This is a genomic window from Agrobacterium tumefaciens (genome assembly GCA_025560025.1).
Taxonomy (GTDB): Bacteria; Pseudomonadota; Alphaproteobacteria; order Rhizobiales; family Rhizobiaceae; genus Agrobacterium.
Genome location: CP048487.1, coordinates 270,110 through 282,193, shown reverse-complemented (window position 1 = coordinate 282,193; position 12,084 = coordinate 270,110). Strand labels below are relative to the sequence as shown.

At 60.7% G+C, this 12,084-nt stretch carries 11 protein-coding genes and 3 pseudogenes; 8 read left to right on the top strand and 6 right to left on the bottom strand.

Going from position 1 to position 12,084, the window contains the following annotated elements; genetic code table 11:
* Positions 1-2: 2 nt before the first annotated feature.
* Positions 3-176: a hypothetical protein gene (locus FY152_25015; protein UXS35399.1), complete on the bottom strand. Its 174-nt coding sequence runs from the start codon at positions 174-176 to the stop codon at positions 3-5.
* A 326-nt stretch (positions 177-502) separates the two neighbouring features.
* On the opposite strand from FY152_25015, the gene FY152_25010 reads away from it, so the two are divergent.
* Positions 503-1,639 (top strand): hypothetical protein, encoded by a 1,137-nt coding sequence (locus FY152_25010; protein ID UXS35398.1) that lies wholly within the window; start codon positions 503-505, stop codon positions 1,637-1,639.
* 7 nt (positions 1,640-1,646) lie between these two features.
* On the opposite strand, the gene FY152_25005 is transcribed toward FY152_25010, so the two are convergent.
* From FY152_25005 to FY152_24990, 4 genes are read right to left on the bottom strand one after another with little or no spacing between them, the layout of a single operon-like run.
* On the bottom strand, positions 1,647-3,140 hold the full coding sequence (locus FY152_25005; GenBank protein UXS35397.1) for a sugar ABC transporter ATP-binding protein: 1,494 nt from the start codon (positions 3,138-3,140) through the stop codon (positions 1,647-1,649).
* A 19-nt stretch (positions 3,141-3,159) separates the two neighbouring features.
* Positions 3,160-4,119 carry a sugar ABC transporter substrate-binding protein gene (locus FY152_25000; GenBank protein UXS35396.1) on the bottom strand — a complete coding sequence of 320 codons (960 nt, stop codon included), beginning with the start codon at positions 4,117-4,119 and terminating at the stop codon, positions 3,160-3,162.
* Positions 4,120-4,142: 23 nt separating this feature from the next.
* Positions 4,143-5,123: an ABC transporter permease gene (locus FY152_24995; protein UXS35395.1), complete on the bottom strand. Its 981-nt coding sequence runs from the start codon at positions 5,121-5,123 to the stop codon at positions 4,143-4,145.
* Positions 5,120-6,304 (bottom strand): ROK family transcriptional regulator, encoded by a 1,185-nt coding sequence (locus FY152_24990; protein ID UXS35394.1) that lies wholly within the window; start codon positions 6,302-6,304, stop codon positions 5,120-5,122. Before FY152_24990 ends, FY152_24995 begins: the two co-directional genes overlap by 4 nt.
* Positions 6,305-6,412: 108 nt before the next feature.
* Between FY152_24990 and FY152_24985 the strand changes: the two genes are divergently transcribed.
* From FY152_24985 to FY152_24975, 3 genes and pseudogenes are all read left to right on the top strand, one after another.
* Positions 6,413-7,684 carry an amidohydrolase family protein gene (locus FY152_24985; protein UXS35393.1) on the top strand — a complete coding sequence of 424 codons (1,272 nt, stop codon included), beginning with the start codon at positions 6,413-6,415 and terminating at the stop codon, positions 7,682-7,684.
* A 175-nt stretch (positions 7,685-7,859) separates the two neighbouring features.
* Positions 7,860-8,044, top strand: a pseudogene (locus FY152_24980) (transposase domain-containing protein).
* 30 nt (positions 8,045-8,074) lie between these two features.
* Positions 8,075-8,333 (top strand): annotated as a pseudogene (locus tag FY152_24975) (hypothetical protein).
* A 301-nt stretch (positions 8,334-8,634) separates the two neighbouring features.
* On the opposite strand, the pseudogene FY152_24970 reads toward FY152_24975, so the two are convergent.
* Positions 8,635-9,243: pseudogene (locus FY152_24970) on the bottom strand (SDR family oxidoreductase).
* Here FY152_24970 and FY152_24965 point away from each other — a divergent pair.
* From FY152_24965 to FY152_24950, 4 genes are read left to right on the top strand one after another with little or no spacing between them, the layout of a single operon-like run.
* Positions 9,233-9,406, top strand: a complete 174-nt coding sequence (locus FY152_24965) for a hypothetical protein (protein ID UXS35392.1) — start codon at positions 9,233-9,235, stop codon at positions 9,404-9,406. The pseudogene FY152_24970 and the gene FY152_24965 overlap by 11 nt on opposite strands.
* Positions 9,406-10,320, top strand: coding sequence for an NAD(P)-dependent oxidoreductase (locus FY152_24960; protein UXS35391.1), 915 nt, complete (start codon positions 9,406-9,408; stop codon positions 10,318-10,320). Before FY152_24965 ends, FY152_24960 begins: the two co-directional genes overlap by 1 nt.
* Position 10,321: 1 nt before the next feature.
* A complete protein-coding gene (locus FY152_24955; protein ID UXS35513.1) occupies positions 10,322-11,089 on the top strand; it encodes a hydroxypyruvate isomerase family protein in 768 nt (255 codons plus the stop codon).
* Between the two features lie 28 nt (positions 11,090-11,117).
* Positions 11,118-12,029, top strand: a complete 912-nt coding sequence (locus tag FY152_24950; GenBank protein UXS35390.1) for an SMP-30/gluconolactonase/LRE family protein — start codon at positions 11,118-11,120, stop codon at positions 12,027-12,029.
* Positions 12,030-12,084: the final 55 nt, after the last annotated feature.

Genomic DNA, 12,084 nt, shown 5'->3' with positions numbered 1-12,084 from the left:
AGTTACTTGCAGATCTTGGTTTCCTTGATGATCCACTTGCCGTGGACCTTCACTTTGTGGTGCTCGGTATGGCACACCAGCTTGTGAGGCTTGCCATGATGGGGCTGGTCCGCAAAGGCCTGACCGGAAAAACCGGCGACGGCGGCCAAGGTTGCCGCGAGCGCTATTTTCTTCATTCTCTGCTCCGATAGGAATGCCTGGAATTGTACTTGGGAAGTGGATTGCAAAACCCGGCGGGGTGCCGGGCGCCCCGCCGACTGCGGTGAACTAAACGCACACCGCAAATCAATCCGAGACACGGTGAATCATCGCATCAAAGCAGATGGTGAGCGAGTTAATTTGTTGTAATGTTTGATAAAAATGTTCTGGTTCCATTGCCGCAGGTGGCCGCTTTGCGGCCGCTTCACCCGGATCGGAAAAGTCGGGAATTTGATCTCGCCATTGCATTGCGCCGATGATCTTTTAAATCACCTTGGGGTATGGCGTGGCCGGGGAGACTGAATTGGATTTGCGATTTGGCGTCAAGATCTACGACAATGACTGGTTCCTGAGGCATCGTCTCTCGGCCGAGCAGACGGCCGATCTGCTTGCAGAATGGGGCGCCACCTATGTGATCGCGCAAAGCAAATTCCTGCCCATGCCGAATTCCGCCGTGACCAGCAGCGTCGCCGCGGAGGATCGCCTTGCGTACGAGGCGCTTGATGATGTGGCGTTTCGCAAACTGCTGGCCGATCGGGGAATTGCGTATTTCGCCTGCCTGAACATCTGTTTCGATCCCGACTTTTCCGACGCGAATCCCGGACTTCTGGGCACGGACCAGTGGGGGGGCAAGGGTACGCAGCAGGATTGGTATGTCGGCATGCCGCCGGATCGCGAAGAAAACCTCGCCCACAAGATCGGGCTGCTCGAAAAGGGCGTTGCGGCTTTGCAGCCGGACGCGGTCCACCTCGGCTTCATCCGCTGGCCCGGCTTCTGGGAAACTTGGCTTGACGGTGACGAGAGACGTGTGAAGCCCGAATATTGCTTCTCGGCACAAACAGTCGAACGCTTCAATCGTGAAACCGGGCGGGATGTTCCTGCCACCGAACCAGCGGCGGCCGCGGCCGTTCTGATGGGTGCCGAGCGTGACGCTTGGACGCGATGGAAGTGCGAGCGAACGGGCAATGCGATCGCCCGGATTCGCAAGGCGCTCGAGCCGGTCAAATCGGGGCTTCAATACTCCATCAACACGCTGCCGTTCTTCCGCTCGGATTTCGGCAATGCGGTCGAAGAGGTATTCGGCCAAAACATGTCGATGCTTGCAAGCGTGGTCGATGTCTTCGAGGTCATGGCGTACCATCAGATTCTGGCAAAGCCTGCGACATGGCCGGCGGCGGTCGCGACCGATATCATCCAGCGCAGCGGCCAGAAGGCGATCTGCACTTTACAGGGCCAAGCCCTCTATCTCGATGGCATGCATGCTGGCCGCGGCAGGTCGACCGATATCTCCGCCGATGAGTTTGGCCGCGCGCTCGACGCGCTGGCCGCGAGCCCGGTCGAGGGCGTATGCGTCTTCACCTTCTCCGATCTTCTCGATCTCCGCCAGACCGAAAAGGGGGGGCGGGTGATCGAGGCTCTGAAGGGTTTCAGGCGGGACTGAGGCCGCGCTAGGCGGTTTTTGCCCGGCTGATCGCGGAAAGAAGCGAGGCGCGGGTAAGCTCGTCCTTGCGGAAACGTCCCGTCAGCGCGCCCGCATTCATCACAAGCAAGCTGTCGCTGAGCTCGAGAAGCTCGTCGAGATCGTCAGAAATGACAAGCACGCCGGTTCCCTGCTGGGCCGCCAGGCGGATCTGGTTGTGCAGTTCGCCCTTCGCGCCGATATCGACACCCGCCGTCGGCTGGTCGAGAATGAGGGCGACCGGCTTGGAGCCGACGGCTCTTGCAAGCAGCACCTTCTGCGCGTTGCCACCGCTGAGATTGCCAACGATCTTCTTGCGATCCGGCGGGCGGATGACGAAGCGCTTGATCATGTCCTCAGCCAGGCGCCGCCTGCTGCCGGGCCTGATGAAGCCGGCAACCGACATGAGCTTGCCGAGCGCGCTGACGCAGATATTGGTTTCGACGGACGCGCCAAGCGCGAGCCCGGCAATCTTCCTGTCTTCCGGAACCAGCGCCAGCCCGCGCCTGGTTGCCTTCTCCGGGCTCAGCCGCCGAAAAGGCCGTCCGTCGATTGCGATCGTCCCTTGGGAGCGGACGTCGCCGATGAGCGCGCGCGCGAGGCGCGTGCGGCCGGAGCCGACCAGGCCGGCGAGGCCGACGATCTCGCCCTTGCGAATGGCGAAATCGATCGGCGGGCGGCCGTGCACGGCCAGGCCGGTAGCCGACAATGCCTCGGAGCCGAGCTCGGATGTCGGCGCCGCGGTCTTGTTCTCGGATATCTCGTGGCCGACCAGCACTTCGGCCAGTCGCTCGACGGTGTAATCCTTGCCCGGTCCTGTTTCGACGATCAGTCCGTCACGCATCAGCGTGATGCGGTCGGAGAGACGGCAGACCTCGTCGAGGAAGTGGCTGATATAGACGATGCCGACCTGACGCTCGTCGGCCATGCGCCTCATGGTGGCGAAAAGCAGTTCGCGTTCGGCCGGTGCCAGGCGCGCGGTCGGCTCGTCCATGACGAGGATCTTGACGTCCTTCGAGCAGGCGCGAACGATTTCCGTCAGCTGCTGGCCGCCGACACCGAGCGTGCGCACGGCTGCGTCCATCGGAAGCGTGACGCCAAGCGCGGCAGCTTCGGCCGCCGAGCGCTTACGCATCTCGCCATGTCCGATCGTGCCGCCGACCTTGCCTTTCGGCACGCGACCAAGCGTGATGTTTTCGGCAACCGTCAGTTCGGGAACGAGTGAAAAATCCTGGTAGATGATGGCGACGCCGCGCTGCAGCGCTTCCTTCGGGCTACGCAGATGAACGCTTTCGCCCTCCAGCAGGATATCGCCTTCATAGTCGGAAAAATTCCCGCCGAGCACCTTCATCAGGGTACTCTTGCCGGCCCCGTTATGGCCGACGAGAGCGTGGATTTCTCCGGCTTTCAGCGAGAAGTCGACGCCGCGCAAAACCTGCACGTTCGAGAACGCCTTGCGGATGTTCCGCATTTCGAGAAGCATCGACTTTTCTCCCATTCTATCAGCCGCCCCAGGCAGCCTTGTACTGCTCGACGTTGTCCTTGGTGATCGTCGGCAGGTCGAGGTAGTGGTTCGGGGTCGGGACCTGGTCGGCCTTGCCCGAAAAGACGAGAGCGGCGTCTTCGATCGCCGTCGAGCCCTGGGGTGCCGGATCCTGGTTGACCGTGCCGTAGACCGTGCCCTTGATGATCGCGTTGCGAACGTCGGCCGGATAGTCGCCGAGGATGAACTTCACGTCGGTGCGGCCGTTTTCGCTGGCGAAGTTGGCGCCGTTCACGCCCTCCGGTCCCTGGTCGACGATGGCGGCGATCGAGCCCGGCTGATACTTGCTCAGGTAATCCTGGGTGATCGCGAGCGCCTTGGAGTTATCCCAGTCTGCAGCCTGCTTTTCAACGATTTCGATGCCCGGATACTTCTTTAGCGTGTCCATGAGGCCGGCCTCGCGGGCGAGCTGCGCCGACGTGCCGAGCTTGCCGAGGATGTAGGCGATCTTGGCCTTTTCGCCGACAGCCTTGATGACGAGTTCGCCTTGGCGCTGGCCGAATACGAAGTCATCGACGCCGACATAGGTGACGATCTTGGCGCCGGTGCTGATATCGGCACTGGTGTTCACAGCCATGACAGGAATATTGGCGGCATTGGCCTGGCGGATGATAGGAACGATGCCCTTCGGGTCGCTCGGCGCGATCATGATCATGTCGACCTGTTGGGCGATGAACTGCTGCACGACCGAGATCTGTGCCGACAGGTCGCCGTTGCCACTTTGGATGTCGAGCTTGATGCCCTGCTTCTGCGCGGTTTCGTTGGCGGTCTTGATCAGGTTTGAATAGAACGGAACCGATGTATTCCAGATCATGAAGCCGATGCGCTTGCCCTCCTGGGCGTGCGTCATGCCCGTCGCGGCAATGGTGGCGACGACGGCTGCGCCGAGCATCAGGTTTCTACGCGAGAGACGTTTCATTGGCATTTCCTCCTCTAGTCATATCAGCGACGTTCGCGCTGCTTGCGGTGATAGCTGTCGAGGCCGACGGCCACGAGAATGACGGCGCCGGTGACGGCCGGCTGCCAGAACGGGGATACGCCAAGCAGATTGAGGGCATTGGCGATGATGCCGAGAAGCAGCGTGCCGAGCACGGCGCTCCAGACCTGACCGACGCCGCCCGAAAGCGGTACGCCGCCGACAACGACCGCGGCGATGGCGGTCAGCGGCCAATCGGTGGCGCTGGCCGGTTGACCGATGTTGGTCTGTCCGAGGAGAACGATGCCGGCAACGGCTGCGAACAGGCCGCCAAGTGCGTAGGTGATCAGAAGGATACGGTCGACGTCGATGCCGGCAAGGCGAGCCGCCTGCTTGTTGCCGCCGACGATGTAGATATAGTGGCCGAGCGTCGTGAAGCGCAGGATGGCCCAGGTGACGAGCGCAACGATGGCGAAGATGATCGTCGGGATCGGAACCGGACCAATACGGCCCAGGCCGAGAACGGTAAAGGATTCAGGCACGCCATAGACAGGCTGCGCGGCCGTGCCGACGAAGAGGAAGCCGGTGACGAGAACCTGCGTCGCCAGCGTGGTGACGAAGGGGCTGATGCCGATCTTGGCGATGAAGAAGCCATTGGCGACGCCGACCACGAGGCCAAGAAAAAGTGCGGTGACGATGCCGAGCGGGATCGAATACTGGACGATCACCGCAGCCGCCGCGACCGAGGACATCGCGCCGACTGCGCCGACAGAGAGGTCGAAGCCGCCGGTAATGATCATAAGAAGCATGCCGCAGGCAACGATGCCGATGATCGAGTTGCGCTGGAGCACGTTCGCGAAATTCGCCCACGTGGCGAAGTACGGAATGGTCAGGCTGAAGACGATCAACAGCAACACGAAGATGATGGGCAGCGCGTAGGCAGACAGGGATGACCAGTGCCATGTCGCTTCCCTGCTTCCGGTTGCTTGGGTCGGGGTATCGGTCATGATCCAGTCTCTCCAGAAATGCTGGCCGAGACCGCCGCTTGGCGATGGCGCTCGGCCGCGTAAAGCAAGGTGCCGATCAATTCGGCCTGTTCGCCAAGGGCAGCGGGCACGACGCGGACGTTTTCCGTCGCGCGTGCGATGGAAAACCGCTTCATCGCTTCCTTGAGCGGTGTCAGAAGGCTATCGCCGGCGCGCATGAGCTCTCCGCCGACGATAACGATCTCGGGATTGAAATAGCTGCAAAGCGCGCCGACCGACCGGCCGGCCAGATGGCCGGCATCGGCGATCACCCGGTTAGCGCCGATGTCGCCCTTCACGGCAAGCCGCAGCATCTCGTCGGAGGAGATCGCGCCATGCGAGGCGCTGAGCGACTTGGCCAGCGAATTGACCGATATGATAGCCTCGAGGCATCCGCGGCTGCCGCAGCGGCAGACGTCTCCATGCTCGTCGACGACGACATGGCCGAGTTCGCCGGCAATGCCGCTCGCGCCGCGGAAGACTTGTCCGTTGAATGCGATGCCAAGGCCGACGCCGACGGAAAGAAGGACATAGAGCGCGACGCTGGACTGCCGTGCCGCGCCATAGACGCTCTCGGCCAGTGCGCCGAGATTGGCGTCGTTATCCATGTAGACAGGTAGATCGAGGCGCCGCGACAGCCCGCCGGGAACGTCGGTGCCGACCCAACGCGCCAGGATAGAGCCGGCATGAAGGTGGCCGGTGCTCGCGTCGACGGGGCCGGGGACGCCGATGCCGACCGCTTTGATCTTGGCGCGATCAACGCCGGAACGCTCGATGATCTCGTTGACCTTCTCGGCCGCGAGATCCATGGCGACCTCAGCGGGCATGTCGATATCGAAGTCGGCGGAGATTTGTTCGATTATGCTATAATTCGCATCGGAGATGGCTGCCTTGATGAATATCCGTCCGAAGTCGACACCGATGTAGAAGCCCTCAGGACTGGCAAGCGCGATCTGGGTGCTGGGACGTCCGGCCGCCTTTCCACCCGAGCCAGCACTCTCCACTTCTTGCACAAGCCCCTCCGCTATCATTGATCCAATAATCAGCGATATCGTCGAACGCGACGCGCCCACGCGCCTGGCGACATCAGCACGCGACTGCGCGCCATTCGCTGACAGCGTATCAAGAACCGCGGTTCTTAAACGGAGCTGGGACAAGGACATGACTGGAAACTTCCTCCTTTGAGCGGTTTGACACGTTGATTTTGATATGTCAAATCCAAGCATAACATTTTGATAATAAGTTCGAAATCGAACAAATAGGAGAAATGAATGGCACCGGTCAAGCTATTTAGCGCGGCACGAATTCTCGTGGGACCGAATCTGGAACCTATGGCGCATGCGGCGATCCTGGTCGAGAATGGTAAGATCGCGGCTGTCGGCCCGCGCTCAGACGTGCAGTCGCCGAGTGGCACCGAGATTATCGACCTTGGCGACGCCACGCTTGTACCGGGACTGATCGACGCGCACCTCCATACTTTCGGCGTGGACAGCACCCGGCTTCATACGCTTGCAACCGAGCATGAGAGCTACCGTGCCGCGCGGACACTGAGCGAATTGCGCGAATTGCTGCATGCAGGCTTCACGTCCGCGCGATGCTTGGGATCAACAATCGGTCCGCAGGTCCGTCGCGCAATCGATGAAGGTTTTGCCGAAGGTCCACGCCTGAAGGTTGCCGGCGGCTTCATTTCATCGACGTCAGGCACGTGGGATTCGAGCGGCACGCCGCTTTTGATCGCGCGCTCTGGCGGGGAACTCGCCGATGGCGTCGAGGGTCTTGTCCTCAAAGTTCGCGAGCGCGTCCGGCAGGGTGCCGACTTTATCAAGCTCGGCCTTTCCAAGGGCGGCGTGCATGACCGCTATCACGCCTGGGGTGACGATCCGCTGAACCAGGTCGCTTGCTACAGTGTCGCGGAAGTCCGGGCAGCCGTCGATGAAGCGCATCGCAACGGGCTGAGAGTGAGCGCGCACGCCATTGGCGAAGACGCGGTCAAACTCGCTCTGGATGGCGGCATCGATGTGATCGAGCACGGTTACGGGATCAGCGACGAGACGCGGCAGAGGATCGTGGCGGAAGGCAAGATCGTCGTCACGACGCTCTCGCAGATCCATTACCACCGTCAGGCCTACGACAAGTTCAACTATCCGGAATGGGAGCGCGAGGTTTACGAGCGTCATTGGGTCTATATGTTGCGAGATTTCAAACGTGGATTGGAGGATGGTGTCCGTTTTGCACTGGGCACCGATCTCGTCGGCGCTCCAACTCATCCTTTAAGCGCTGCTGCCATGGAATTCGTTCTTACCGTCCAATGCGGAATGGCGCCGTCAGCGGTTCTTCGCGCGGGCACCATCATTGCCGCCGAAGTTCTGGGATCGCAATCGGTCACAGGCTCGATCGAGGTCGGCAAGTTCGCTGACTTGATTGCCACAAAACTGGACCCCACGAAGGACATATCCACTCTTCTAGAGCCAACTTTAGTTGTGAAAGGTGGCGACCTTATACGAACTAAGGTCGCTCACAGCTGTAGCGTGGAATCCGACTAGCGGCGAGTTCCTCACTACCGCCAAATGTTCGGCCAAGGCGAAACAGCGGCACGCAGTTGTCTCAGAGAGGGCTTAGATTTTTGCCTTCCCTGCGCGCCACCAGAACCAAGTGCCGAAGTGGTCCAGCGCAGATGCAAAGTTTGTGCGTGAACTTATTATATAACCGCCGATTGTTACCGGGGCGGAGACTTTGGCGCGGGCCATGACGATCATCGGGACGGATAGGATGAATGGTCTTGATTCACAGGCATACTTGGCTGACGTGCTTAGCCGCATCCCGATCACAAGATCAATCGGTTAGACGAGCTGCTGCCGTGGAACCGGTCGCCACTCGTCACAATCTCTCCCTGGGCAGCCTGATGGCAACAGTTACCTACGTACGTCCGCCCGATCAAATTTGTTGCGGAAACTCTCAAAGAGCCCGGAGCTTCTTCAGGCAATCGTCTCCAACGATGATAATCTGAGCTACGGGTTCGTCATCTCCGTCTACACCGGAGATGACGAACCCGCCACAGCACTGACAGACGACGGGATGGACGAGTTGGAGCCGATGCTCAAAGACGCCCGCCGCTCACCCCAAGAATGGAACAACTTCCTCGACAGCTTTGTCAACAATGAGCTGCTCGTCGCTGGCATCAGAGCCAAATCAGTGGAATTCATCGCTCGCCGTCTGTTCCGCCATCTCGTGGTACGACATAGACTTTTTGCGAAGGCCGACGGGTTACGGCGGCGATCAAGGATCGCTGTTGCCCGTCGATCAGCCGTCGCTCGCCGTCTTGATTAAGTCCACCGGAAAGAACGTATATCTAAAACGTGACGACGGGCAGATAAGCGGCGGCGCCACCCATGAATACGTAATCGCTGGAACATTCGGCGACATACGTCCACACGGTGATGCACACCATTGGCGACCGCGGCGCCGCAGGGAACGCAGCGCCCAGTTCCGCCGATTAGATCGTCTGACCTCCCGACACTTCGATCCGCTGGCCGTTGACCCAGCGATTGTCGGGGCCAAGCAGGCTCGCGACCATAGGGCCGATATCGTCAGGCAAACCAACACGGCCAAGCGCCGTCATGCCTGCAAATGCCGTGTTGTAATCGGGAATGTCGCGCACGGCGCCGCCAAGCAAATCGGTCTCGATTGCCCCCGGAGCGACGGTGTTGGCGGTGATGCCACGGCTACCCAGTTCCCGAGCCATGTAGACCGTAAGAATCTCGACGGCACCCTTGGCGGCCGATTAAGCGGAGAAGCCTGGAAATGACACACGCGTCAGTCCCGACGAGAAGTTAACGATGCGACCTCCGTCAGCGATCACGGGCAGCAGCGCCTGGGTGAGGAAGAACACGCCCTTCACATGGACGTTGAACAGGGCATCGAATTGAGCCTCTGTCGTTGCCGCGAAATCCGCCATATCGCCATGCCCGACATTGTTGACCAGATGATCCAGCGTGACGCGGCCCCAAGTAGCGGAGAGGCTTGTGCGCAAGGCATCGCCAAAGGCGGCGAAAGTCGATACGTCGCCGGTGTCGAGCTGGAGCGCCGCGGCCTTGCGACCCATCGCCTGCAGTTACGCCGGAACCGTGGTCGGCGCACTGTTCATCACGCTCCTGTCTTCCATTCTTTCGGTGCTGCAGATGCCGGAAGCCTTCCGTCAGATCGTTTTCGGTCTGATCATACTCTCCATGTTGCTGATACGCAGATTTGAAAGGAACAATCGATAATGGCCGGATCCACCCACGTAGCAATCGTCGGATTGGGCTCGATGGGCCTTGGCATGGCACGCTCGCTTCTGCGGGCCGGCCACACGGTTTCTGGCTGCGACATCAGCGATGCGGCCCTTTCCAGCCTCGAGGCCGCTGGCGGAAGGCCAGTTCAGACGCCGGCGATGGCCGCAAGGGATGCGCAGATCGCCGTTATCGTCGTCGTCAACGCGGCGCAGACAGAGGCCGTCCTGTTCGGTCCCGACGGCGCTGTTGCGGCGTTGGCGCCCGGCTCCGTCGTGATATCATCGGCAACCATCTCACCGGCTGAGGCCAAGAACTTCGCCCAAAGGGCCGGCAAGCATGGGATCCTTTATCTCGATGCCCCGATCAGTGGCGGTTCGGCCAAGGCCGATCAAGGCTCACTGACGGTCATGGCCTCCGGTTCGCCCGAGAGCTTTGCCGCGGCCCGGCCGGCGCTCGATGCGATGGCATCAACCGTTTACGAACTCGGCGACGATGTCGGCGTTGGCTCATCGTTCAAGATCGTCAACCAGCTGCTGGCGGGCGTCCATATCGCCGTTGCCTGCGAAGCGATCACCTTCGCCAAGAGCCTAGGACTCGATATCTCGCGGGTCTTCGACGCCATTACAAGATCGGCCGGCAACAGCTGGATGTTCGAAAACCGCATTCCGCATGTCGTCGCCGGCGATTACACGCCCCACAGCGCCGTATCGATCGTCACCAAGGATCTTGGCATCGTCTCCGACATCGGCCGGCAGCAGAAATTCCCTCTTCCGATCGCCAGCGCCGCTTTGCAGCTTTTCCTGATGACCGAAGCGGCTGGCATGGGGCAAGATGACGATTCTTCCGTCGCCCGCCTTCTGGCGTCGATCGCCGGGCTGCAACTGCCCGGCATGGACAAGGAGGTCTGAGATCCCACGTTTTGCCGCCAACCTCACCATGATGTTCAACGAACACGCGTTTTTCGATCGCTTTCAGGCAGCAGCCGATGCGGGCTTCGAAGCTGTCGAATATCTCTTCCCATATGATTATTCAGCCGATGTCGTTGCCGAACGGCTCCAGGCAGCCGGATTGAAGCAGGCTCTCTTCAACATGCCACCCGGCGATTGGGCCGCCGGCGAGCGCGGCCTCGCGGCCTTGCCCGAGCGGCGCGACGAGTTCCGCCAGGCGGTGGGCAAGGCGGTGGAGTACGCCAAGGCCATCGGATCGCCGCTTCTCCACATGATGGCGGGGATCGCGGATGCGAACAATCCGGCTGCAACCGCGTCTTACCGCGACGCGCTCGCGAATGCCGCCGATCTGACGGCGCGCGATGGCATCGGCCTTGTGATAGAGCCGATCAACGGCCGCGATATGCCCGGCTATTTCCTCAACGACTTCAATCGCGCCATCGGCTTCATCGCCGATCTCAACCACGCAAACGTCAGGCTGCAGTTCGATATTTATCATCGGCAGATCATGCACGGCGACGTGCTTGTCGGTCTCGAAAAGGCAATGCCTTTGATCGGGCATGTGCAGATTGCATCGGTGCCGAAGCGCAACGAGCCGGGAACCGGTGAACTCGACGATTTCAGGATCTTTGCCGCACTCGATGAACTCGGCTACCGTGGCTATGTCGGCTGCGAATACCGGCCGGCGGGGGAAACGGTTGCCGGGCTGGGGTGGATGAAGCGGCTCTGAGACGGGCGGCAAGGCGGGAGGGGATAAAGTGCTGACAAAATGGTTCGAGGTGCACGACGAGCGGTTTGAAAGTCTCGTGCTGCCGAATGTTCACGTGGATACGCTGTTTTCCGAGGGAAGATGGCTGGAGGGACCGGTCTACGTACCGGCCGGCCGCTACCTGCTTTTCTCGGACATTCCAAACAACCGCGTGCTGCGCTTCGACGAGGTTAACGGTCTCGTCACCCCGTTCCTGCATGCCGCCAACTTCACCAACGGTCACACGCTGGACCCGCAGGGCCGCGTGTTGTCCTGCGAGCATCTCTCTCGCTCGGTCACGCGCGTGGAGCATGATGGCAGCGTCACCGTGATCGCGGATGCCTTCGAAGGCAAGCAGCTCAACTCGCCGAACGACGTGGTCGTCGCCTCCAACGGGGCAGTGTGGTTTACCGATCCGACCTATGGAATTGCAACCGAGTACGAAGGTGGGCGGATCGAGAGCGAGATCGGCAGCCGCAACGTCTATCGCGTCGCGACTGATGGCTCCATCAGAGCCGTGCTGACGGATTTCGTCCAGCCGAACGGGCTCGCCTTTTCGCCGGATGGCCGGACACTCTATGTCGTCGACAGCGGCCGCAAGCCGGCGGCGCTCTATGCCTTTGATGTCGGCGGCGACAACGCCTTGGCAAACAGGCGATTACTGCGCGAATGCGACGTCGGCATCTATGATGGCATCCGCCTCGACCGGCATGGCAACATCTGGGCGGGGGTTGGCGATGGCGTTCAATGCCTGTCATCGGATGGGACGTTGCTCGGCCGGATCGTTCTGCCGGAAGCGGCCGCCAACCTATGCTTTGGCGGCCCGTATAGGAATAGAATTTTTATCTGCGCGACGCGCAGTCTGTTCGCGGTTTACGTAAACACGACGCCAGTTCGAGCGCGATACCGAGACTTAACTTGACAGAAAATATTCCATAGGCACCCCATCGGGTCGTTAACAGGCGTCGCTTGTATCC